This window comes from Pseudomonas syringae, from assembly GCF_021605415.1.
Classification (GTDB): Bacteria; Pseudomonadota; Gammaproteobacteria; order Pseudomonadales; family Pseudomonadaceae; genus Aquipseudomonas; species Aquipseudomonas syringae_S.
Window position 1 is genome coordinate 93,236 of the sequence record NZ_WKEQ01000010.1, and the last position, 23,255, is coordinate 116,490.

General features: G+C 60.6%; 21 protein-coding genes. 10 read left to right on the forward strand and 11 right to left on the reverse strand.

Annotated elements, in window-relative coordinates:
* Positions 1–79 precede the first annotated feature (79 nt).
* Positions 80–2,257 (forward strand): malate synthase G, encoded by a 2,178-nt coding sequence (locus tag GIW69_RS09645; protein ID WP_236482059.1) that lies wholly within the window; start codon positions 80–82, stop codon positions 2,255–2,257.
* 87 nt (positions 2,258–2,344) lie between these two features.
* Here GIW69_RS09645 and GIW69_RS09650 read toward each other — a convergent pair whose 3' ends face one another.
* Positions 2,345–2,791: a response regulator gene (locus tag GIW69_RS09650; RefSeq protein ID WP_236482061.1), complete on the reverse strand. Its 447-nt coding sequence runs from the start codon at positions 2,789–2,791 to the stop codon at positions 2,345–2,347.
* Positions 2,792–3,044: 253 nt separating this feature from the next.
* Here GIW69_RS09650 and GIW69_RS09655 point away from each other — a divergent pair, with 253 nt between their 5' ends.
* From GIW69_RS09655 to GIW69_RS09675, 5 genes are all read left to right on the forward strand, one after another.
* Positions 3,045–4,979 carry a putative nucleotidyltransferase substrate binding domain-containing protein gene (locus tag GIW69_RS09655; RefSeq protein WP_496570907.1) on the forward strand — a complete coding sequence of 645 codons (1,935 nt, stop codon included), beginning with the start codon at positions 3,045–3,047 and terminating at the stop codon, positions 4,977–4,979.
* Positions 4,976–5,683, forward strand: a complete 708-nt coding sequence (locus GIW69_RS09660) for a 3'-5' exonuclease (protein ID WP_236482063.1) — start codon at positions 4,976–4,978, stop codon at positions 5,681–5,683. Before GIW69_RS09655 ends, GIW69_RS09660 begins: the two co-directional genes overlap by 4 nt.
* A gap of 277 nt (positions 5,684–5,960) precedes the next feature.
* Positions 5,961–7,091, forward strand: a complete 1,131-nt coding sequence (locus GIW69_RS09665; protein WP_236482065.1) for a PepSY-associated TM helix domain-containing protein — start codon at positions 5,961–5,963, stop codon at positions 7,089–7,091.
* Entirely contained in the window at positions 7,088–7,267 is a 180-nt protein-coding gene (locus GIW69_RS09670; RefSeq protein ID WP_236482067.1) for a hypothetical protein, read from the forward strand. Before GIW69_RS09665 ends, GIW69_RS09670 begins: the two co-directional genes overlap by 4 nt.
* 100 nt (positions 7,268–7,367) lie before the next feature.
* Complete coding sequence (locus GIW69_RS09675; protein ID WP_236482069.1) at positions 7,368–7,997, forward strand: glutathione S-transferase; 630 nt, start codon at positions 7,368–7,370, stop codon at positions 7,995–7,997.
* Between the two features lie 114 nt (positions 7,998–8,111).
* On the opposite strand, the gene rloA2 is transcribed toward GIW69_RS09675, so the two are convergent.
* Complete coding sequence (rloA2, locus tag GIW69_RS09680) at positions 8,112–8,618, reverse strand: retropepsin-like aspartic peptidase RloA2 (protein ID WP_236482071.1); 507 nt, start codon at positions 8,616–8,618, stop codon at positions 8,112–8,114.
* Between the two features lie 227 nt (positions 8,619–8,845).
* On the opposite strand from rloA2, the gene yihG reads away from it, so the two are divergent.
* Complete coding sequence (gene yihG, locus GIW69_RS09685) at positions 8,846–9,733, forward strand: 1-acylglycerol-3-phosphate O-acyltransferase, YihG family (RefSeq protein ID WP_236482073.1); 888 nt, start codon at positions 8,846–8,848, stop codon at positions 9,731–9,733.
* A 1-nt stretch (position 9,734) separates the two neighbouring features.
* On the opposite strand, the gene GIW69_RS09690 is transcribed toward yihG, so the two are convergent.
* Complete coding sequence (locus tag GIW69_RS09690; RefSeq protein WP_236482074.1) at positions 9,735–10,304, reverse strand: DUF2780 domain-containing protein; 570 nt, start codon at positions 10,302–10,304, stop codon at positions 9,735–9,737.
* A 278-nt stretch (positions 10,305–10,582) separates the two neighbouring features.
* Here GIW69_RS09690 and GIW69_RS09695 point away from each other — a divergent pair, with 278 nt between their 5' ends.
* Positions 10,583–10,894, forward strand: a complete 312-nt coding sequence (locus GIW69_RS09695; protein WP_236482076.1) for a hypothetical protein — start codon at positions 10,583–10,585, stop codon at positions 10,892–10,894.
* Positions 10,895–10,956: 62 nt separating this feature from the next.
* Here GIW69_RS09695 and fdhA read toward each other — a convergent pair whose 3' ends face one another.
* The 8 genes from fdhA to GIW69_RS09735 all read right to left on the reverse strand — a co-directional run bounded on the left by fdhA (position 10,957) and on the right by GIW69_RS09735 (position 20,965).
* Positions 10,957–12,156, reverse strand: coding sequence for a formaldehyde dehydrogenase, glutathione-independent (gene fdhA / locus GIW69_RS09700; protein ID WP_236482077.1), 1,200 nt, complete (start codon positions 12,154–12,156; stop codon positions 10,957–10,959).
* 201 nt (positions 12,157–12,357) lie between these two features.
* Positions 12,358–13,215: a formyltetrahydrofolate deformylase gene (gene purU / locus GIW69_RS09705; RefSeq protein ID WP_236482079.1), complete on the reverse strand. Its 858-nt coding sequence runs from the start codon at positions 13,213–13,215 to the stop codon at positions 12,358–12,360.
* Positions 13,216–13,353: 138 nt separating this feature from the next.
* Positions 13,354–13,986: a sarcosine oxidase subunit gamma family protein gene (locus GIW69_RS09710; protein WP_236482081.1), complete on the reverse strand. Its 633-nt coding sequence runs from the start codon at positions 13,984–13,986 to the stop codon at positions 13,354–13,356.
* Between the two features lie 127 nt (positions 13,987–14,113).
* Entirely contained in the window at positions 14,114–17,131 is a 3,018-nt protein-coding gene (locus tag GIW69_RS09715) for a sarcosine oxidase subunit alpha (protein ID WP_236482083.1), read from the reverse strand.
* Positions 17,128–17,457, reverse strand: coding sequence for a sarcosine oxidase subunit delta (locus tag GIW69_RS09720; protein WP_236482084.1), 330 nt, complete (start codon positions 17,455–17,457; stop codon positions 17,128–17,130). Before GIW69_RS09720 ends, GIW69_RS09715 begins: the two co-directional genes overlap by 4 nt.
* Before the next feature lie 14 nt (positions 17,458–17,471).
* Positions 17,472–18,722, reverse strand: coding sequence for a sarcosine oxidase subunit beta (locus GIW69_RS09725; RefSeq protein WP_003206307.1), 1,251 nt, complete (start codon positions 18,720–18,722; stop codon positions 17,472–17,474).
* 20 nt (positions 18,723–18,742) lie between these two features.
* Complete coding sequence (gene glyA / locus GIW69_RS09730) at positions 18,743–19,996, reverse strand: serine hydroxymethyltransferase (RefSeq protein ID WP_236482086.1); 1,254 nt, start codon at positions 19,994–19,996, stop codon at positions 18,743–18,745.
* Positions 19,997–20,254: 258 nt separating this feature from the next.
* Positions 20,255–20,965 (reverse strand): TraX family protein, encoded by a 711-nt coding sequence (locus tag GIW69_RS09735; protein ID WP_236482088.1) that lies wholly within the window; start codon positions 20,963–20,965, stop codon positions 20,255–20,257.
* A 131-nt stretch (positions 20,966–21,096) separates the two neighbouring features.
* On the opposite strand from GIW69_RS09735, the gene GIW69_RS09740 reads away from it, so the two are divergent.
* Together GIW69_RS09740 and GIW69_RS09745 are read left to right on the forward strand one after the other, a co-directional pair.
* Entirely contained in the window at positions 21,097–22,137 is a 1,041-nt protein-coding gene (locus GIW69_RS09740) for a threonine aldolase family protein (RefSeq protein WP_236482090.1), read from the forward strand.
* 485 nt (positions 22,138–22,622) lie between these two features.
* The gene (locus GIW69_RS09745; protein ID WP_236482092.1) at positions 22,623–23,156 is read left to right on the forward strand and encodes an REP-associated tyrosine transposase; all 534 of its coding nucleotides are present in this window, start codon (positions 22,623–22,625) and stop codon (positions 23,154–23,156) included.
* Positions 23,157–23,255: the final 99 nt, after the last annotated feature.

Sequence of the window (23,255 nt, forward strand, 5' to 3'; positions counted from 1 at the left end):
TGTGGTTTAAATGGCCAGAGGCTTCATTGTCAATTTGAAGAGCTGAAAAGCGAATTAGCTGAGCAGAGTGAGGCAAGCAATGACTGAACACGTTCAAGTCGGTGGCCTGCAGGTCGCCAAAGTCCTGTTCGACTTCGTGAACAACGAAGCCATTCCCGGTACCGGCCTCACCGCCGAAAAATTCTGGGAAGGTGCCGACAAGGTCATTCATGACCTGGCGCCGAAGAACAAAGCCCTACTCGCCAAACGCGATGACTTCCAGGCCCGCATTGATGGCTGGCATCAGCAACGTGCCGGCCAGGCCCATGACGCCGTGGCTTACAAGGCATTCCTGCAAGAGATCGGTTACCTGCTGCCGGAAGCGGCTGATTTCCAGGCAACGACGCAAAACGTCGATGACGAAATCGCCCGCACCGCAGGCCCGCAGCTCGTCGTGCCAGTGATGAACGCCCGCTTTGCGCTCAACGCCTCAAACGCCCGCTGGGGTTCGCTGTACGACGCGCTGTACGGCACCGACGCGATCAGCGAAGACGGCGGCGCGGAAAAAGGCAAAGGCTACAACAAGGTGCGTGGCGACAAAGTCATCGCCTTCGCCCGTGCCTTTCTTGACGAAGCTGCGCCACTGGCCGCTGGTTCTCACGTTGATTCCACCGCCTACAAAATCGCCGACGGCAAATTGCAGGTCACCCTCAAGGGCGGCAGCAACACCGGTCTGCGTGACGATGCGCAACTGATCGGCTTCCACGGCGATACCAACGCACCGATCGCGATTCTGCTGAAACACAACGGCCTGCATTTCGAAATCCAGGTCGACGCCAGCACCCCGGTCGGCCAGACCGACGCCGCCGGGATCAAAGACATCCTGATGGAAGCCGCCCTGACCACCATCATGGACTGCGAAGATTCCGTGGCTGCCGTCGATGCCGACGACAAAGTGGTGATCTACCGCAACTGGCTCGGCCTGATGAAGGGCGACCTGGCGGAAGAAGTCGCCAAGGGCGGCCAGACCTTCACCCGCACCATGAACCCGGATCGTACCTACACGACGGTGGATGGCGGTGAAGTGACGCTGCACGGTCGTTCGCTGTTGTTCGTGCGCAACGTTGGCCATTTGATGACCATCGACGCGATTCTCGACAAAAACGGCAATGAAGTGCCGGAAGGCATCCTCGACGGTCTGGTGACGTGCCTGGCGGCGATTCACAACCTGAACGGCAATACGTCGCGCAAGAACACCCGCACCGGTTCGATCTACATCGTTAAACCGAAGATGCACGGCCCGGAAGAAGCGGCGTTCACCAACGAGCTGTTCGGCCGCATCGAAGACGTGCTGAACTTGCCGCGCAACACCCTGAAAGTCGGGATCATGGACGAGGAACGCCGCACCACGGTCAACCTCAAGGCCTGCATCCAGGCTGCCAGCGAGCGCGTAGTGTTCATCAACACCGGTTTCCTTGACCGCACCGGTGACGAAATCCACACCTCAATGGAAGCCGGCCCGGTGGTGCGCAAGGCTGACATGAAGGCTGAAAAATGGATCGGCGCCTACGAGAACTGGAACGTCGATATCGGTCTGAGCACTGGCCTGCAAGGTCGCGCACAGATTGGTAAAGGCATGTGGGCGATGCCGGACCTGATGGCCGCCATGCTTGAACAGAAAATCGCTCACCCGATGGCTGGCGCGAACACTGCCTGGGTACCCTCGCCGACCGCCGCCGCGCTGCACGCGTTGCACTATCACAAGGTCGACGTATTTGCCCGTCAGGCCGAACTGGCCAAACGCGCACGCGCCTCGGTGGACGACATCCTGACCATCCCGCTGGCGGTCAACCCGAACTGGACGCCGGAGCAGATTAAGAACGAACTGGACAACAACTCGCAGGGCATTCTCGGTTACGTGGTGCGTTGGATCGACCAAGGTGTTGGTTGCTCGAAAGTGCCGGACATCAACGACGTCGGCCTGATGGAAGACCGTGCGACGCTGCGTATCTCCAGCCAGCACATCGCCAACTGGCTGCGCCACGGTGTGGTCACCGAAGCGCAAGTGATGGAAAGCCTCAAGCGCATGGCGCCGGTGGTGGATCGTCAGAATGCCGGTGATGCGTTGTATCGTCCGCTGGCGCCGGATTTCGACAGCAACATCGCGTTCCAGGCGGCAGTCGAACTGGTGATCGAAGGCACGAAGCAGCCGAACGGCTATACCGAGCCGGTGTTGCACCGTCGTCGTCGCGAGTTCAAGGCTGCGAACGGGTTGTGATCTGACCGTAGGAAATGAAAAAGCCCTGATCTTTCGATCAGGGCTTTTTTATTCACATCATTCCCACGCAGAGCGTAGGAACGATAACTACGGATCCATCCCCAGCTCATGCTTGACCAACGCCAACAACTTCCCCGTATCAATCGGCTTCAGCAGAAAATCCACCACGCTCAAATGCATTGCCTCTATGGCGTCTTTCACATCCGCATCGCCCGACACAATGATGATCGGCATCGCCGCCCTTACCGACTCGCGCACTTCACGAATCAAATCAAGACCACCCACACTGCCCATCCGCAGGTCAGTAATCACCAAACCAATGGACGGTTTGTCCGCGAGCATTTTGAGCGCGGTTTCGCCGCTGGCTGCCGTCATACAACGAATACCGTCCAGCCCCAGAATCTCCGACAGCAACTCCCGGGCGTCTTTATCGTCGTCGACGATCAGCACGCGCTGCGGCGGCAAGTCGGGTTCCAGCATGACGGCATTCAGCGCTTCGCGCTCGGCGTCACTCAAAATATCGAGGTCGGACATGGCTTTCTCTATGGTTCAGGACAATCCCTTGCACAGTGGTCAGACATCGCCACGCGCAGGTTCAATGTGCACTTCGTCGGATTTATTTCCAAGAGGTGAAACAGAGAATTTCCGACAGTTTACGTAGGGCATCTCCGAAAAGTCCCCAACAGCGCTCAAACCTAGACTTACGTCCAATGGGCACCCTGCGCGATGGAGCCGACCATGGCTGCAATGATCCAACAACAATTCAAAAAAGACTGCGGTAATGGTTATGAGTAAAGCGGACGCCTTCACCCAGGCAGGGAAAACCGCGGTGTTGCAGAACATTCAGGGCACTTTGCAATTCCTTCAGCGGTTCCCGCCCTTCAATCAGATGGAGCACGCCCATCTCGCCTATCTGGTGGAGCAATGCCAGATGCGGTTCTACGGCCAGGGCGAGAGCATCATCAAGCCTGCTGACGGCCCGGTTGAACACTTCTTCATCGTCAAACAGGGCCGCGTGGTAGGCGAGCGTCAGCACGTCGCCAAACCTGCTGTGGAAACCACGTTCGAAATCACCACCGGCGAGTGCTTTCCGCTCGCCGCACTACTGGGCGAGCGAGCGACGCGCACCGAACACCTGGCCGGCGAGGACACGTTCTGTCTGCAACTGAACAAACTGGCCTTCATCAAGCTCTTCGCCCTCTCCAGCAGTTTTCGTGACTTCGCCTTGCGCGGCGTCAGCAGCCTGCTCGATCAGGTCAATCAGCAAGTCCAGCAAAAAGCCGTGGAAACCCTCGGTACCCAATATTCTCTGAACACGCGCCTCGGCGAACTCGCCATGCGTCACCCGGTGATGTGCCGCCCCGGCACGCCGCTGCGCGATGCCGTGAAGCTGATGCACGACCAACAGGTCGGCAGCATCGTCGTGGTGGACGAACAGCAGTCGCCGCAGGGGATTTTCACCCTGCGCGACTTGCGCGAAGTGGTCGCCAACGGCAGCGGTGATTTCAGCGAACCCATCGAATGCCACATGACTTGCGAGCCGTTTTATCTGTCGCCGGATCACAGCGCGTTCGACGCGGCGATTGCGATGACCGAACGGCACATCGCCCACGTCTGTCTGGTCAAGGAACAGCGCCTGTGCGGCGTGGTGTCCGAGCGTGATCTGTTCTCGCTGCAACGGGTCGATCTGGTGCACCTGGCGCGGACGATTCGCAGCGCGCAACGGGTCGAGCAACTGGTGACGCTGCGCGGCGAGATCGGCCAACTGGTCGAACGCATGCTCGCCCACGGCGCGTCGTCGACGCAGATCACTCACATCATCACGCTGCTCAACGACCACACCGTGTGCCGGGTCATCGAACTGACCCTCGCCGAAAAAGGTGATCCCGGCGTGCCGTTCAGTTGGCTGTGTTTCGGCAGCGAGGGCCGTCGTGAGCAAACGCTGCACACCGACCAGGACAACGGCATCTTGTTCGAAGCACGTGACGCGGCGCATGCGGCGGAGATTCGCGGCAAGCTGCTGCCGATAGCCCAGCAGATCAACCAGAGCCTGGCGCAGTGCGGTTTCACGCTGTGCAAGGGCAACATCATGGCGGGCAACCCCGAGCTGTGCTTGTCCCGTGCCGAATGGGCGCGACGGTTTGCGGCGTTCATCCGCGAGGCAACGCCGGAGAACCTGTTGGGCTCGAGTATTTACTTCGACCTGCGCGTGGTCTGGGGCGATGAACAGGGCTGTGCGCAACTGCGTCGGGGCATTCTCGACCAGGTCGGCGACAACCGATTGTTCCAGCGCATGATGGCCGACAACGCACTGCGCAATCGCCCGCCGGTGGGGCGTTTCCGCGAGTTTGTGCTGGCGCGCAAGAATGGTGAAAAAGCCACGCTTGATCTGAAAGTCCAAGGCCTGACGCCGTTCGTGGATGGCGCCCGCTTGCTCGCGCTGGCCAACGGTATCGACGCCAACAACACCCTCGAACGCTTCCGCCAACTGGTGGATAAAGAGGTCATCGAGCCGCTGGACGGTGCCGCGTATGAAGAGGCGTACCACTTCATCCAGCAGGCCCGCATGCAGCAGCATCAAATTCAGACGCGGGAAAACCAGCCTTTTTCCAACCGCGTCGACCCCGACAGCCTCAATCATCTGGATCGGCGCATTTTGCGTGAGTCCCTGCGCCAGGCCCAACGCCTGCAAGCCAGCCTGACCTTGCGGTATCAGCTATGAGCCTGTTTTCCTGGCTGCGTCCGGCCAGCGTCGAACTGCCCGAGGCCTTGCGTCAGCGTCTGGCGCAATTGCCGGTGGCAGGGGCATTGAGCGAATGCAGCCTGCGCGAGCAACGCTGGGTGGTGCTGGACCTGGAAACCACGGGTCTTAATCTGAACAAGGATCGAGTGCTGTCGATTGGCGCGGTGGTGATTGAGGACGGCGCCATCGATTTCAGCCAGCAGTTCGAACGCACCCTGCAATGCCCCGAACTGAAACTGGGACCCAGCGTGTTGATTCACGGGCTGGGGCCCAACGCGATTGCGGCTGGCAGCGAACCGGTAAAGGCGCTGGTGGAATTCATGGAGTTTGTCGGCGACAGTCCGATTCTGGCCTTTCATGCATCGTTCGATCAGCACATGCTCAGCCGCGCGCTCAAAGAACATCTCGGTTACAAGCTTAAGCATGTGTTTCTCGATGTGGCACAAATCGCCCCGCTGCTGTGTCCGCAGGCGAACTTTCGCGGGGCCGGTCTGGATGACTGTATCGAGTGGTTCAAGCTTGAAGTGTTTGAACGGCACAACGCGAGCGCCGATGCACTGGCCACAGCGGAACTGGCGTTGATCCTGTTCAGCCGCGCACGACAACAGCAGGTTCACAGCCCGCTAAACCTGCAACAGCGCTTGAGCCAATGGAAGCGTCGGCAGCAGAGTCCTTCATTCTGAATCAAAAGCCCCTCACCCAGCCCTCGCCCGGAGAGAGAAAGCGCTGACCGAAGTGTTTTGCCTTAAACATCGACCTGAAGAAACGAGCCGATTGCAGATTCAAAACAGCTGGTTCACGTCGGCGCACTTCCTCAATTTCCGCCGTTCACTCCCTCTCTACCCGGCGCAGCGTCATTGCCAGCTCAACGTACAAATGGTAACTATTCACAACTGAACACAGGCTCAATGACCAGGCCGTCCCTCTGAGGACGGCTTTGGTCTTTTTGAAGGTCATGAAATGAAGAGTAAAACCATCCGTCGCTGGTCGTTCGTCCACACTTGGACAAGCCTGATCTGCACCGTATTCCTGCTGATGCTGGCGCTGACCGGGTTGCCGTTGATCTTCTCTCATGAGATCGATCATCTGCTCGGCGACGCGCCTGAGTTGCGCGAGATGCCGGCCGATACGCCGCAACTCAATCTGCAGCAACTGGTAGACGCGGCCCAGAAGCATCGGCCCGGCGAGGTGATGCAATATTTCGGTTACGACGAAGACGATGCCAACGCCGCGTTCGCGATCATGGCGAAAACGGCTGACACCGAGCCGAACTCATCGCACACCTTCATGCTCGACGCCCGCACCGGTGAAGCGCTGGAAACGCCGTCGGCCAATGGTGGGCTAATGCTGTTCCTGCTGCGCCTGCACGTGGACATGTTTGCGGGGTTACCCGGCAAATTGCTGCTGGCATTCATGGGCTTGCTGTTTGTCGTCGCCATCGTGTCCGGCACGGTGTTGTACCTGCCGTTCATGCGCCGGTTGAAATTCGGCACTGTACGCCAGGACAAATCCTCACGCCTGCGCTGGCTTGACCTGCACAACCTGATCGGCGTCGTGACGCTGGCCTGGGCGCTGACCGTCGGCGTGACCGGCGTGATCAGTGCCTGCGCCGATCTGCTGATCGCCGCGTGGCGCAACGATGCCCTGACCACGCTGATTGCCCCCTATCGCGACGCTCCGCCACTCACGCAACTGGCGCCAGCCACCCGTTTGCTCGACATTGCCGAGGAGGCCGCGCCGGGCATGGTGCCGGACTTCATCGCGTTCCCGGGCACGCGGTTTTCCAGCGAGCACCATTACTCGGTGTTCATGAAAGGCAGCACTCACCTGACGTCGCACTTGCTCACGCCGGTGCTGATCGACGCCAGCACCCTGCAAGTCACCGCCGTGGCTGAACGCCCGTGGTACATGGACGCCATGGGCATGTCACAGCCACTGCACTTCGGCGATTACGGCGGCATGCCGATGAAGATTCTCTGGGCGGTACTCGACGTGCTGACCATCATCGTTCTGGCCAGCGGCGTTTACCTGTGGGTCGTGCGGCGCAAAGCGGCGAAGAAAGTGCTGGAAACCGCCGAGGCGAGCGCATGAGGCCGCGTCAGTCGAATTTCTGGAAAGTCTTCGGCGTGCCGACGGTGATTGCGCTACTCAGCGCGGCAGGGCTGTTTGCCGCGTTGCTGGGTGACGGAATCTGGGACGCGATGAGCTGGGTGGGTCTGGGCGTGCCGGCGGTGCTGGGACTGCGCGGATTAATGCACCGCCGCTAGACAACTTTGCAGGCTCGCTCCCACAAAGGATTGGTGTGGGGCTTGAGGTCGGGCATCAACGCGCTATGCTGCGCCATCGTTCCCGATCGAGACCGTGCCAATGTCCGCCCCCAGCATGACGCTGTACCACAACACCCTGTCCCCGTTCGTGCGCAAAGTGATGGTGCTGTTGCACGAGACCGGCCAGCAGGATCGCGTTGCCCTGCAAGACTGCGTGCTCACGCCGGTCAACCCGGCTGCCGCCCTGATCGCGGACAACCCGTTGAGCAAGATCCCCGCCCTGCGCCTGGCCGATGGCAATGTCATCCATGACAGCCGGGTGATCCTCGATTACCTCGACCACCAGCACGTCGGCAACCCGCTGATCCCCCGCGACGGCTCGGCCCGCTGGCGGCGCCTGACTCTGGCCTCGATGGCCGACGGGATCATGGACGCCTCGGTGATGGTGCGTTACGAACAAGTACTGCGCCCCCCGGAAAAACACTGGGACGAATGGCTCGAAGCACAGCGCGACAAGATCCGCCGCACGCTGGCATTGCTCGAAGCCGATGCGATTGCCGAACTGACCAGCCATTTCGATGTTGCTGCGATCAGCGTCGCTTGCGCCCTCGGCTATCTCGACCTGCGCTTCCCGGATCTGGGCTGGCGCGAGGCCAACCCGCAACTGGCCAACTGGTTTTTTGAGGTCAGTCAGCGACCGTCGATGATTGCGACGATGCCGAAGGTCTAAATCGGCGGCGGCTGTTTGGGCGTCTTCGCGAGCAAACCACAAACCCGCGTCGCCAATTCCTCCCGCCAAAGCAGATCCTCACAGGAACATGCCGCTACCCCGAGGCTCACCCTTTCAGCAATCGGGTTTATCCGCGGTAAAACGGCGTGCCGGGTTCACTGCCGCGCCGAATTCACGCAAGGCCTTGGCGCCGATCAGCAATGGGTAATTGAAGTTGCTGCGGTCGGTCAGGTTGACCTCGACGGTGCGCTTGACGTTACCCAGGCACAGCTCCAGATCGACCACCGGACGCTTGGTAACCTCAGTGGCTTCGCGCTCTTCGTCGTCCTCTTCGGAGCGGCTCTTGATCTTGCTGATCCGCGCGACCTTGTGCTCGTAGACCTTATTGCCGCCGTCCTTGGTGCCCAGACGAAAACGCACCCAGTCGTCGCCGTCGCGGGTGAACGTTTCGATGTCCTTGGCCGACAGCGAGGCGGTCAGCGCGCCGGTGTCCATCTTGGCCTTGAGCACTTCCCCGCCGATTTCCGGCAGGGCGATGTATTCGTAGCGACCGTATAACGTCGGCTCGGCAGCCATAACCGGCAGGGCGACAAAGGAAAGCAGTGCAAAAAGGGATTTCACGTAAGGGGCTTCCTTGAGGAAATGGGCAGCGGGATTTTAGACCGTTGTTCCGTCTATCGTTCCCAGGCTCTGCGTGGGAATGCATCAAGTGACGCTCTGCGTCACAGGGACGCGGAGCGTGGGAACGATCATAACGGCCTGAAGGTGAAACATTCGTCACCACCCGATTTGGCCTGTCGTCCGAAGCTGCTTATCATGACGACCCACCCGAATTCACAGAGTTGCTTATGCGCCGCCTGCTCACCGGCTGTTTCGTCACCCTGCTGCTGTTGCTCAACACCTTGATCCTGATCGGGCCGTTGATGATCTTTGCCTTGCTCAAACTGGTGGCGCCCGGGCATTGGCGCGATTACGCGTCAGCGGCGGTGATGTGGATTGCCGAAACCTGGGCCGAGATCGACAAGCTGATCTTCAAGCTGTGCATCCCCACCCAATGGGACATCCGGGGCGACAACAACCTGCGTAGCGACACTTCATATCTGGTGATCAGCAATCATCAGTCCTGGGTCGATATTCCGGCGCTGATCCAGACGCTCAACCGGCGCACGCCGTTCTTCAAATTCTTCCTCAAGAAAGAACTGATCTGGGTGCCGCTGCTGGGTCTGGCCTGGTGGGCGCTGGACTACCCGTTCATGAAGCGCTACACCAAAGCGTTTCTGGCAAAGAACCCGGAACTGGCCGGCAAGGATCTGGAAATCACCAAAGCCGCGTGCGAACTGTTCAAGCGCCAGCCGGTGACGGTGGTGAATTATCTGGAAGGCACCCGCTACACCCCGGCCAAAAGCGCGCAACAACAGTCGCCCTTCAGCCATTTGCTCAAGCCGAAGGCCGGTGGCGTGGCCTTTGTATTGGCGGCGATGGGCGAGCAACTGGACGCCATTCTCGACGTGACCGTGGTTTATCCACAGGCGAAGATTCCAGGATTTTGGGATTTGATCAGCGGCGGCGTGCCACGGGTGATTATTGACATTCGTACCCGCGAACTCGATCCGGCGCTGTGGCAGGGCGATTACGAGAAGGATCCGGCCTTTCGCCAACACGTCCAGAACTGGGTCAACCAGCTCTGGACCGAAAAGGATCAGCGCATCGTCGAGCTGCGCAACGAGCGCCGCTGACTCAAGTGCCGGTGCCGGTGCCGGTGCCGGTGCCCCAGATGCTGCCGAGGCTGCTCAACAGCGAACCGCCGACGCCCTGCTGACCGAGGTACTGCAGCAGCACCGGGGCAAACTGGCCGATCATGCCGCTGTCCATGCCCAGCGCGCTGAACGCGTTGTTCAGGTCGTTGCTGTCTTTGACGTTGCCCAGCGCATTTTCAAGGCCTGCGGACTTGCCGGACGAACCGAGCAAAGCCCCGAGCGCGGCCAGATTGCCGCTGCCACCGGACAGTTTGTCGATGCCCGGCACTTCCTTGGCCAGTTGCGAGTAGTCGGTGCTGCTCAACTGATTCTTCGCCAGCCCAAGCATCGCGCTCGTGCCGCCAACGGCCTGCTCCGGCGTGACGTCGAGCGCACTCAAAGCACTCAACAAACCAGCGGTCTCCGCGGTCGGCGCCGCAGCGGCCGCCTTGTCACCCCCCTGCATCCCTGCTACCGCACCGGCCACGTCGTTCAAACTGAAACCGGCAAACACCGGCCCGGCGGCCAGGGTCAGGAGCGATGCCAGGGCAATACCGCGTGAAATCTTCATTCAGACATCCTCTTGGGGAAAAGCTGCCACCGGAAAACGGCGACGAAACTGCCGGTTTGACCGGGTATTGGGCGGCATGTTCCTCGCGGCGCATGCCCTTCTCTACGCACTCACCTAAATGAACTGTTCAATCGTTGAATAGCCACTTCACTATTCGACTTCAAGCTAAAACCCGACTGTTTATTTCGATTAGAACTAACCAACTGTCAGATCTGACAGTTGGCAGTCATAACGATGCAAGTGAATATCTCCACTCCAATGACGTAACGGAGTACGAAATGATGAAGTTGAAAATTGTCACTGGCGCCCTGCTTGGTCTGACCATGATGAGTACCGCCTATGCTGCAACGTGCCCAACGATATCGGTGACTCATGCGCAAGGCGCCGAAGATGTCACCTTCACTTCTGCCCGGCTTAAAGATAAAGACACTGTCAATTCAGTTGTCATCTGCCGATACGAAGGCGAGGCAGACCTTGGCGTCTCGGCTGGCTACAGAAACGACACTCCGGTTCAAGCCACCGGTAGCAATTGGAACGGTGATGAGTGTGCAACCAAGGATGGTGACGCCCGCAAATGCGCCTTTAAATAACTGGTCGAACACAGAACGAAAAAGGGCAGCCCGATCGGCTGCCCTTTTTACATGGGTAGAACTTACGCCGCACTGAACATCTTATGCGGATCAATCACAAACTTCTTCGGCACGCCCGCATCGAACTCGCCATAACCTTCCGGCGCCTGGTCGAGGCTGATGACTTGCACGCCGACCACTTCGGCGATGTTGATGCGATCCCACATGATCGCCTGCATCAGCGCGCGGTTGTACTTCATCACCGGGGTTTGCCCGGTGTGGAAGCTGTGGGATTTCGCCCAGCCCAGACCGAAGCGAATGCTCAGGCTGCCCATTTTCGCGGCAGCGTCGACGGCGCCCGGGTCTTCGGTCACGTACAGCCCCGGAATACCGATCTTGCCCGCCACGCGCACCACGCCCATCAGCGAGTTGAGCACCGTGGCCGGCGCTTCGGATTTCACCCCGTCATGGCCGTGGCCGCGTGCTTCGAAGCCCACGCAGTCCACCGCGCAATCGACTTCCGGTTCGCCCAGCAGCGCGGCAATCTGTTCATGCAGCGGCGTGTCTTTCGACAGGTCGACGATCTCAAAACCCTGCGCCTTGGCGTGGGCCAGGCGAATGGTGTTGACGTCGCCGACGATCACTACCGCCGCACCCAGCAGGCGCGCCGAAGCCGCAGCGGCCAGACCGACCGGGCCGGCACCCGCGATGTACACGGTGCTGCCAGGGCCGACGCCAGCGGTGACGGCACCGTGGTAACCGGTCGGAAGGATGTCGGAGAGGCAGGTCAGGTCGCGGATTTTCTCCATGGCCTTGTCGCGATCCGGCAGTTTCAGCAAGTTGAAATCAGCGTATGGCACCAGCACGTATTCGGCCTGGCCGCCGGTCCAGTCGCCCATGTCGACATAACCGTAAGCGCCACCGGCACGGGCCGGGTTGACGGTCAGGCAGACGCCGGTGTGCTGTTCCTTGCAGGAACGGCAGCGCCCGCACGCCACGTTGAACGGTACGGAAACCAGGTCGCCGATTTTCAGGTTCTCGACGTCGGAGCCTTTTTCGATCACCTCGCCGGTGATTTCATGACCCAGCACCAGACCGGTCTGCGCCGTTGTGCGGCCGCGCACCATGTGCTGGTCGGAGCCGCAGATGTTGGTAGAGACCACGCGCAGGATGACGCCGTGTTCGATCTTCCTGCCGCGCGGATCCTGCATTTTCGGATAGTCGATTTTCTGTACTTCGACCTTGCCCGCGCCGAGATACACCACACCACGATTGCCAGACATGCTTTCACCTCGCTGTTGTTGTTATGGAACCGCGTTGCCCAGGCAGGCAGCGCGTTAAGTGCTCGGGTACAGATGCTGATTGTTGCGTTGTCAGTTATGGCCCCATCGCTGGCAAGCCAGCTCCCACAGGATTTGAGTTGGATGCAAAAATCCGTGTACGACGCAAATCCCTGTGGGAGCTGGCTTGCCAGCGATGGCGGCCTAAAGAACAACTGTTCTATTGGCGTTCAAAAACACCCTTCTTTCGATGTGATACCCAACGGCCCGGGCCAGGGTCAGCCCTTCGATATCCCGCCCCTTGGCGATCAAATCTTCCGGGTAATGACTGTGATCCACCGCCTCAACGCCCTGGGCGATGATCGGCCCCTCGTCGAGGTCGTTGTTGATGTAATGCGCTGTCGCACCGACCAGTTTCACCCCTTTGTTGTAGGCCTGGTGATAGGGCTTGGCGCCCTTGAAGCCCGGCAACAGCGAGTGATGAATGTTGATCGCTTTGCCATCGAGCTTGCGGCACAGCTCCGGCGACAACACCTGCATGTAGCGGGCGAGGATCACCAGTTCGGCACCGGACTCTTCGATCACCTGCCAGACCTGACGCTCTTGCGCCGGTTTGTCATTGGGGTCGAGGGGGAAATGGTAGTACGGAATCTGGTGCCAGTCGGCCAGCGGCTTGAGATCCGGATGATTGGACACCACCGCTGCCACGTCCATCGACAACTGGCCGATGCGCTGGCGGTAGAGCAAATCATTGAGGCAGTGATCGGCCTTGGAGACCATGATCACCACTTTCGGACGGTAATTCGGCGCGGTCAGCTCGAAGATCATGCCGAAGGCCTCGCCCCGCTCTTGCAGGCCTGCGCGGAAGGACTTTTCATCGAAGCCGTCGGGCTGACGGAATTCCACGCGAATGAAAAAACGGCCCGAGAGCCGGTCATCGAAGGAATGGTGTTCGGTGACGTAGCAACGCTGCTCGAACAGAAAACCCGTCACCGCGTCCACGGTGCCGAGCACGCTGGGGCAGTCGGCGGTCAGAATCCATGTGTCTGGGGCGCGGCTCATATTTTTTCCTCTTATCGTACCCACGTCGAGGCGTCGAACCGTCTGCGTGGGAATGCCGCCATGGACGCTCGGCGTCCGCTCTTGGGACGCGGAGCGTCCCGGGATGCATTCCCACGCAGAGCGTGGGAACGATCATCATCAAGCCTGAACGCTAAGCCCGTACTCAGCCGAAGCATCCTGCAACCACAACCACCAGTAGTCCGAGAAGCTGCGACGAATCAGCAGTTCCCAAGTGTCTTCGGCCGTGTGACGAATCATCAGTTGCGATTTCGCAAACACCGTCCCGACCGCTTTACCGACCGGGAAGCTGTTCGGATGCACGTCGTAGCTGGTGGATTTCATCAGCACCTGACGCACGTTCGGGCCGCTCAGTTCGAGCAGTTGCTGGCCGCCGCTGACGTTGACGATTGCAATGTGCAGATCGCCCAGTGCTTCACGCAGTTTCTGTTCGGTGGCGAACTCTTCACCGCTCGGCACAATCAGCAGCCACTCGTCCGGGCCCATCCATTGCAGGCTGGATTCGCCTTTGACGATGACGCTCAGAGCACCCGGCAGTTCGATGCCGAGGGCTTTGTGCACGCCGGCGGCGAACGCGGCGTCATGGCCATCGCCACGAATGGTCAGATGACCGAGGAGTTTTTTCTCGCGCACAATCACGCCGGCGCTCTTGCGACCCTTGCCCACCAGCGAGGCGAGGTCGGCGTGATGCAGCGACGACTCGGCCTTGGCCCCGGTGGTCGGGCGTTGTTGGTAAACGTTGGCTGTGGTCATAAAGCACCTTCCTGAATTCGTAATCCCTGTGGGAGTGGGCTTGCCCGCGATTGCGATCCGTCAGTCACAGATGTGGTATCTGCCTGACGCCATCGCGGGCAAGCCCGCTCCCACAGGTGCTGTGGTGTCAGATGTTTTGGCGATCACCTTTCGGATCGAAGAACACCGAAGAAACGATTTCAGCCTCGATCACGCTGCCATCGGCCAGCGGTGCGAACACCCGCTCGCCCATACGCTTCAAACCGCCCTTGACCACGCCCATGGCAAACGAATAACCGAGGGAGTTGTGCGCATAGCTGGAGGTCACGTGGCCGACCATGGTCATCGGGATCGCTTGCTTGGTGTTAAACACCAGTTGCGCGCCTTCCGGCAGCCATTTTTCCGGATCGATCGGCTTCAGGCCCACCAGTTGCTTGCGCTGATCGCGCACGGTGTCTTCACGGTTCATGCCGCGCTGGCCGATCCAAGGGAACGGCTTGGTGCGACCGACGCACCAGCCCATGTTCAGGTCATCCGGGGTCATCGAGCTGTCGGTGTCCTGACCCACGATGATGAAACCCTTCTCGGCCCGCAGAACGTGCATGGTCTCTGTGCCGTACGGCGTGAGATTGTACTTTTTGCCGGCCTCGACGATCTTTTCCAGCACGCCCATCGCGTAGTCGGCCTGCACGTTGACTTCGTACGACAGCTCACCGGTAAACGAAATACGGAACACCCGCGCCGGCACGCCGCCGACCTGGCCTTCTTTCCAGGTCATGAACGGGAAGCCGTCCTTGTCCAGATCGATGTCGGTGACTTCGCTGAGCAATTTGCGGCTGTTCGGACCCGACAGGGTCATGGTTGCCCAGTGGTCGGTGACGGAGGTGAAGTAGACCTTCATGTCCGGCCATTCAGTCTGGTGGTACAGCTCCAGCCATTGCAGCACGCGGGCCGCGCCGCCGGTGGTGGTGGTCATGACGAAATGGTTGTCGGCCAGGCACGCCGTCACGCCGTCGTCGAAGACCATGCCGTCTTCTTTGCACATCAAGCCGTAACGGGCCTTGCCCACGTCGAGCTTGGTCCAGGCGTTGGTGTAGACGCGGTTGAGGAATTCGCGGGCATCCGGGCCTTGAATGTCGATCTTGCCCAGGGTTGAAGCATCGAGCAGGCCGACGCTGTCGCGCACGGCTTTGCATTCGCGCTTGACCGCTGCATGCAAGTCTTCACCGTTTTTCGGGAAATACCACGGACGCTTCCACTGGCCGACGTCTTCGAACTCGGCGCCGTTTTTCAGGTGCCATTGATGCAACGCGGTGTAACGCACCGGCTCGAAGATGTGTCCGCAGTGACGACCGGCCACCGCGCCGAATGTCACCGGTGTGTAGTTCGGCCGGAACATCGTGGTGCCCATCTGCGGGATGGTCACGTTCAGCGAACGGGCCGCGATGGCCAGACCGTTGACGTTGCCGAGCTTGCCCTGATCGGTGCCGAAGCCCAGCGCGGTGTAGCGTTTGACGTGTTCGACCGACTCGAAACCCTCGCGGGTGGCCAGTTCGATACCGCCAGCGGTGACGTCATTCTGCAAGTCGACGAATTGCTTCGGCGCACGCGCGGAGTTCTTTTCGTGCGGCACCTGGAACAGCGCCAGGGTCGGTTCTTCGTGACGACTCAGGGCTTTGGGCAACACCGCTTCGACGGTCTGGAAACCGGCTTCGGCGGCAGCGCGCACGCCACCCTCGAAACCATCGGCCAGCGAATCGCCGAGGCCGTAAACACCGTTGATGCCGCCGACGCACACGCGTTTCTGCGGGGCTTCGCCCGGTACGAAGCCGAGGATGTCTTCACGCCAGGTCGGCTTGCCGCCCAAGTGCGAGGCCAGGTGAACCACCGGGCTGTAACCGCCGGAACTGGCGACCAAGTCACAGTCGAGCCATTCGCCCGGGCTGGTGACTTTGTGGGCTTTGACATCAATGGCGGCGACACGGGCAGCGGTCACGCGCTTGGTGCCACGGGCCTCGATCACGGCGCTGCCGGTAAGGATGCGGATGCCTTTGGCGCGGGCTTCTTCCACCAGCGCACCGCGCGGGTTGCTGCGGGCGTCGGCGATAGCGACCACTTGCAGGCTGGCGTCGAGCCAGTCCAGCGCCACGCGGTAGGCGTGATCGTTGTTGGTGCTCAGGACAAGTTTTTTGCCCGGCGCCACACCGTAACGGCGCACGTAAGTCGAGACCGCACCAGCCAGCATGTTGCCCGGCACGTCGTTATTGCCGTAAACCAGTGGACGCTCGTGAGCGCCGGTCGCCAGCACCACACGCTTGGCGCGAACCCGGTGGATGCGCTGACGCACCTGGCCGATGGGCGCGCGGTCGCCGAGGTGATCGGTCAGGCGCTCGTGAATGGTCAGGAAATTATGGTCGTGGTAGCCGTTGACCGTGGCGCGCGGCAACAGCAGCACGTCCGGGGTGTTCTTCAGTTCGGCGATGACGCCGGCGACCCATTCCACGGCAGGCTTGCCGTCGAGGCTTTCGCGGGAGTCGAGCAGGCTGCCGCCGAACTCTTCCTGCTCATCGGCCAGAATGACTCGGGCGCCGCTGCGTGCTGCCGCCAGCGCCGCCGCCAGACCGGCCGGCCCGCCGCCGACAATCAGCACGTCGCAATGCTGGTTCATGTAGTCGTAGGTGTCCGGATCGTTCTCGGTCGGCGAGCGGCCCAGACCGGCAGCCTTACGGATGTATTTCTCGTACGTCATCCAGAACGATTGCGGGTACATGAAGGTTTTGTAGTAGAAACCCGGCGGCATCAGCTTGCCGCCGACCTTGCCGAGAATCCCCATCATGTCGTTGTTGACACTCGGCCAGCCGTTGGTGCTGGTGGCGACCAGGCCTTGATACAACGCCTGTTGCGTGGCGCGCACGTTGGGAATTTGCGTGGCTTCGGTGGCGCCGATCTGCAGCACCGCGTTCGGCTCTTCGGCACCGGCGGCAAAGATGCCGCGCGGACGGGAGTACTTGAAGCTGCGACCGATGATATCGACACCGTTGGCGATCAGCGCAGCGGCCAGCGAATCACCTTCAAAGCCTTTGTAGCTCTGGCCGTTGAAGGTGAAACTCAGCACTTTGTTGCGGTCGATCCGGCCACCGTTGGACAGGCGATTGATCTGGCTCATACCTTCTCTCCCAGCGCCGTCGCGGCCGCTTTCGGGCTGTCGGTCTTGTCGGTGAATTGCGGCTTCTCGCCGATTTTGTAGCTTTCGAGAATCTCGTAGGTCACGGTGTCGCGGGTGACGTTGAAGTACTGGCGGCAACCGGCGACGTGATCCCACAACTCGTGGTGCAGGCCGCGCGGGTTGTCACGGAAAAACATGTAGTCGCCCCACTCTTCATCAGTGCAGGCGTTCGGATCCAGTGGACGCGGAATGTGCGCCTGGCCGGATGGGTGGAATTCCTCTTCGGAGCGCAGCTCGCCGCAGTGAGGACAGAAGATATGCAACATGGGGATTTCTCCTGTTAGTGGGCAACCGCAGCAGCGCCGTGTTCATCGATCAACGCACCGTTGTGGAAACGGTCGATGGAGAAAGGTGCGGCCAACGGGTGCATTTCACCCTTGGCCAGGCTCGCGGCAAATACGTTGCCCGAGCCCGGTGTGGCCTTGAAGCCGCCGGTGCCCCAACCGCAGTTGAAGAACATGTTCGGCACCGGGGTTTTCGAAATGATCGGGCAAGCGTCCGGCGTGGTGTCGACGATGCCGCCCCACTGCCGGTTCATGCGCACTCGCGAGAGCACCGGGAACATCTCGACGATGGCCTGGATGGTGTGCTCGATCACCGGGTACGAACCGCGCTGGCCGTAGCCGTTGTAGCCGTCGATACCGGCACCGATCACCAGGTCGCCCTTGTCGGACTGGCTGATGTAACCGTGCACGGCGTTGGACATGATCACGCTGTCGATAATCGGTTTGATCGGCTCCGACACCAGCGCTTGCAGCGGGTGGGATTCGATCGGCAAGCGGAAGCCGGCGAGCTTGGCCATGTGCCCGGAGTTACCGGCAGTGACCACGCCGACGCGCTTGGCGCCGATGAAGCCCTTGTTGGTTTCCACGCCGATGCACACGCCATTTTCTTTGCGGAAACCGATCACTTCGGTCTGCTGGATCAAGTCCACGCCAAGGGCGTCGGCAGCACGGGCGAAGCCCCAGGCCACGGCATCGTGACGAGCGACGCCGCCGCGACGCTGGACGGTCGCGCCCATTACCGGGTAGCGGGTGTTCTTCGAGCAGTCGAGGTACGGAATCTCGTCCGCGACTTGCTTGGCGTTGAGCAGCTCGCCGTCGACGCCGTTGAGGCGGTTGGCGCTGACCCGACGCTCGGAATCACGAATGTCTTGCAGGGTGTGGCACAGGTTGTAAACGCCACGCTGGGAGAACATCACGTTGTAGTTCAGATCCTGCGACAGGCCTTCCCACAATTTCATCGCGTGTTCGTACAGGTGCGCCGACTCGTCCCACAGGTAGTTGGAGCGGACGATGGTGGTGTTGCGCGCGGTATTACCGCCGCCCAGCCAGCCTTTCTCGACCACGGCCACGTTAGTGATGCCGTGCTCTTTCGCCAGGTAGTAGGCTGTTGCCAGACCATGCCCGCCACCGCCGACGATGACCACGTCGTAGACCTTTTTCGGGGTCGGCGTGCGCCACATGCGCTGCCAGTTTTCATGGTGGCTGAGCGAGTGTTTGAAGAGGCCGAAGCCTGAATAGCGTTGCATAGTCATTTACTCCAGAACGCTCAGCGATAAACCGGGAAGTCAGCGCACAGGGCCGAAACCTGTTCGGCGACATTCGCCTCGACATCAGCATCGCCGAGGTTGTCGAGGATGTCGCAGATCCAGCCGGCCAGCGTCTCGCACTGGGCAACCTTGAAGCCACGCGTGGTCACCGCCGGGGTGCCGATGCGCAGGCCCGAGGTCACGAACGGCGACTGCGGGTCGTTCGGCACTGCGTTCTTGTTGACGGTGATGTGGGCGCGACCGAGGGCGGCGTCCGCCTCTTTGCCCGTGAGGCCCTGACGGATCAGGCTGACCAGAAACAGATGGTTATCGGTACCGCCGGACACGACATCGTAGCCACGGTTGATAAACACGCTCGCCATCGCCTGGGCGTTGTCGATCACCTGTTGCTGATAGGCCTTGAAGCCAGGTTCGAGCGCTTCCTTGAAGCACACCGCTTTACCGGCGATGACGTGCATCAGCGGGCCACCCTGGGCACCGGGGAACACGGCCGCGTTGAGCTTTTTCTCGATCGCTTCGTTGGACTTGGCCAGGATCAGACCACCACGCGGGCCGCGCAGGGTTTTGTGCGTCGTGGTGGTGACCACGTCGGCGTACGGCAGCGGGTTCGGGTACAGACCGGCGGCGACCAGACCGGCGACGTGGGCCATGTCGACGAACAGCAGCGCGCCCACCTTGTCGGCAATCTGGCGGAAGCGCGGGAAATCCAGAGTCTTGGAATAAGCGGAGAAACCGGCCACGATCATCTTCGGCTGGCATTCGACGGCCAGACGCTCGACTTCGTCGTAATCGATCAGCCCGGTGTCGGTGTTGATTCCGTATTGGACGGCGTTGTACAGCTTGCCCGAGGACGACACTTTGGCGCCGTGGGTCAGGTGACCGCCGTGGGCCAGGCTCATGCCGAGGATGGTGTCGCCGGCATTGATCAGCGCGAGGTAAACGGCGCTGTTGGCGGAAGAACCGGAGTGCGGCTGGACGTTGGCATAGTCGGCGCCGAACAGCTGCTTGGCGCGCTCGATGGCCAGGGCTTCAACCTTGTCGACGTGCTCGCAGCCGCCGTAGTAACGCTTGCCGGGATAGCCTTCGGCGTATTTGTTGGTCAGGCCGCTGCCTTGCGCTTGCATCACGCGCTTGCTGGTGTAGTTTTCCGACGCGATCAGCTCGATGTGATCTTCCTGACGTTGCTCCTCGGCATTCATCGCCGCCAGCAGTGCATCGTCATAACCCTGGATCTGGTCTTGCTTGCTGAACATCGCGTCTCTCCCGGCGGCGGCGGTGCGCCATTTTGTATGGGGTTCAGGCACCGGCGTTGCGGCCGTGCCCTTTGATGCGATGGTAGGGCTGGCGCCGACAGGTCAAATGCCTGCGGACGCCACGCAAAGGTTCGTTTACGACATGGACACAATTGCCTGAATCAACCCCGCCCCCGTAGGAGCTGCCGCAGGCTGCGATCTTTTGATGTTGTTTTTTTAAGATCAACAGATCGCAGCCTGCGGCAGCTTCTACAGGGGTTAAGCAAGGATTTGGCGGATGGCGAGCAACAACAGGAAATGCGCCGGATACAGGGCATACGCCCAACGCCGCATCGGTGTCGGGTACAGGCTTTTGGCATGTCGCAACAGGAACACTCCCAGCCATGGCGCGATCAGGCACGTGACTACGCTGAGCATAGCGACCTGACTGCCCAATCGCGCCGAGTGGTACAGCACCTGCCATTGGTTGGCGGCCAGGCACACCAGCCCCGGCAGCAGGGCGAAATACCAGGGCTTGCGGAGAATCAAAAGCGTCATCAATGGCAGCAGTACGCCGAAGAAGCCGAACATCAAATGGGTTGAAAAGAGCCCTGCCAGCAGAAGCGATCCACCGCCGAGCAATCGCGCTGTCAGCGTTCGATCCTGCCAGCCCCGCGCCACCAGCAACCCCAGTGCCAGGGTCGGCATGACGTTCAAAGTGTCGGGATCAGGCATAAATAAACGATAGGGAATCTCGCTCACCGCGCTGAACAGCGACAACCAGCCCAGATATCGCCATTCATTTTTTTGCGCAGCACCGCGCGCCAGGTTCGCCGCCATTGCCAGACAGAACCACGGGAACGCCAGCCGCCCCGGTACAAACAGCCAGTCGGCGGAGAATCCGACATAGCGCAAGTGATCCAGCAGCATGCACAACAACGCCAGCCACTTGAGCAGATCCAGCGCACCGTCGCGTCGGCTCAGGTGCATAATCGGCCGGCAAGCTGGTAATTTTCTGACTTCGACATCCTGTGTGCTCCCCCGGACGATCTTCGGTAAAGTGACGCACCCTTTATTGACCCCACGACGCGCCACAAGCGCATCGATCACGGAAGCCGGCCATGACCGACAAGAGCCAACAATTCGCCAGTGACAATTATTCGGGCATTTGCCCGGAAGCCTGGGCCGCCATGGAACAAGCCAACCACGGCCACCAGCGCGCCTACGGTGACGATGAGTGGACAGCACGCGCCGCTGATCATTTCCGCAAATTGTTTGAAACCGACTGCGAAGTGTTCTTCGCCTTCAACGGCACCGCCGCCAACTCCCTGGCCCTGTCGTCGCTGTGCCAGAGTTACCACAGCGTGATCTGCTCGGAAACCGCCCACGTCGAAACCGACGAATGCGGCGCGCCGGAATTCTTCTCCAACGGCTCCAAACTGCTGATCGCCGGCACCGAAAACGGCAAGATCACCCCGGCCTCGATCCGCGAAGTCGCGCTCAAGCGCCAGGACATCCACTACCCGAAACCACGCGTGGTGACCCTGACTCAGGCCACTGAAGTCGGCAGCGTCTACACCCCGGAAGAAATCCGCGCCATCAGCGCCACCTGTAAAGAACTCGGCCTGAACCTGCACATGGATGGCGCGCGCTTCTCCAACGCCTGCGCATTCCTCGGCTGCTCGCCGGCGGATCTGACCTGGAAGGCCGGCGTCGACGTACTGTGCTTCGGCGGCACGAAAAACGGCATGGCGGTGGGTGAGGCGATTTTGTTCTTCAACCACAAACTGGCCGAAGACTTCGACTACCGCTGCAAACAGGCCGGTCAACTGGCCTCGAAAATGCGCTTCCTGTCGGCGCCGTGGGTCGGCATCCTCGAAAACGACGCCTGGCTCAAATACGCCCGCCACGCCAACCACTGCGCGCAACTGCTCGCCGAACTGGTCAGCGACATCGACGGCGTCGAACTGATGTTCCCGGTACAGGCCAACGGCGTATTCCTGCAGCTCTCGGAACCGGCCATCGCCGCCCTCACCGCACGCGGCTGGCGCTTCTACACCTTCATCGGCAAGGGCGGCGCCCGCTTCATGTGCTCGTGGGACACCGAAGAAGAGCGCGTACGCGAACTGGCCGCCGACATCCGCAAAGTCATGTCCGCCTGATACCCCCGCTCCCACGACCCGATCGTTCCCACGCTCCCGCGTGGGAATGCATCCCGGGACGCTCCGCGTTCCAGCCTCACCCCAGCGCCAAACCGAACACCGCTGTGACGCAGATCAGGTACACGCCGAATTCTGATCGTTCCCACGCTCCCGCGTGGGAATGCAGCCAGGGACGCTCCGCGTTCCAGCCTCACCCCAGCGCCAAACCGAACACCGCTGTGACGCAGAGCGTCACGGGCTGCATTCCCACGCAGAGCATGGGAACGATCAGCGGCAGACACCCGCCACGCCGATCGCTCCCACGACTCCGCGGAGAACGATCGCATTGGCGCGCCGACTTTTCCCACTTCCAACTCAGTTTCGTCCGCTAGCGAACACTCCCCCGCCTCCCCGAACCTGATCGTTCCCACGCTCTGCGTGGGAACGCAGCCAGGGACGCTCCGCGTTCCTTCTCAGTCGCAGCACACGATTCAAGGATGAATCCCATGGGCCGAAGCCGCTACACCCTCACCGAACCCGACAAACCGCACTTTCTCACCTGCACGGTCATGGAGTGGCTGCCACTGTTTATCCGCCCCTACATCGTCGACCATTTGCTCAATTGCTGGCGCTACCAGCAAACCCATCACGATCTGAAGCTTTACGGATACGTGATCCTGGAAAACCATCTGCACTTCGTCGCCCAGGCGCCTGACCTCAACAAATGCCTGAGTCAGTTCAAGTCATTCACCGCGCGCCAGATCATCGATGACCTGCGGAACAAAGGTGCCGAACGGGCCTTGCAGCGCCTGCATTTCAACAAACGAGCGCACAAACAGGATCGGATGTATCAGATGTGGCAGGAAGGCGCCCATGGGGAAATGGTCTTCAGCGAATCGGTGATGCGCCAAAAACTCGATTACATCCACAACAACCCGGTCAAGCGTGGCTACGTCGACTTGCCGGAACACTGGCGGTATTCGAGCGCGAGGAATTATGCGGGGATGGATGGGTTGCTCGACATTCAGCGCTGGGATTGAGATTGCTGGAACGCGGAGCGTCCCTGGAGGCATTCCCACGCGGAGCATGGGAACGATGAAAATATGCGCTGGAACCTGATCGTTCCCATGCTCTGCGTG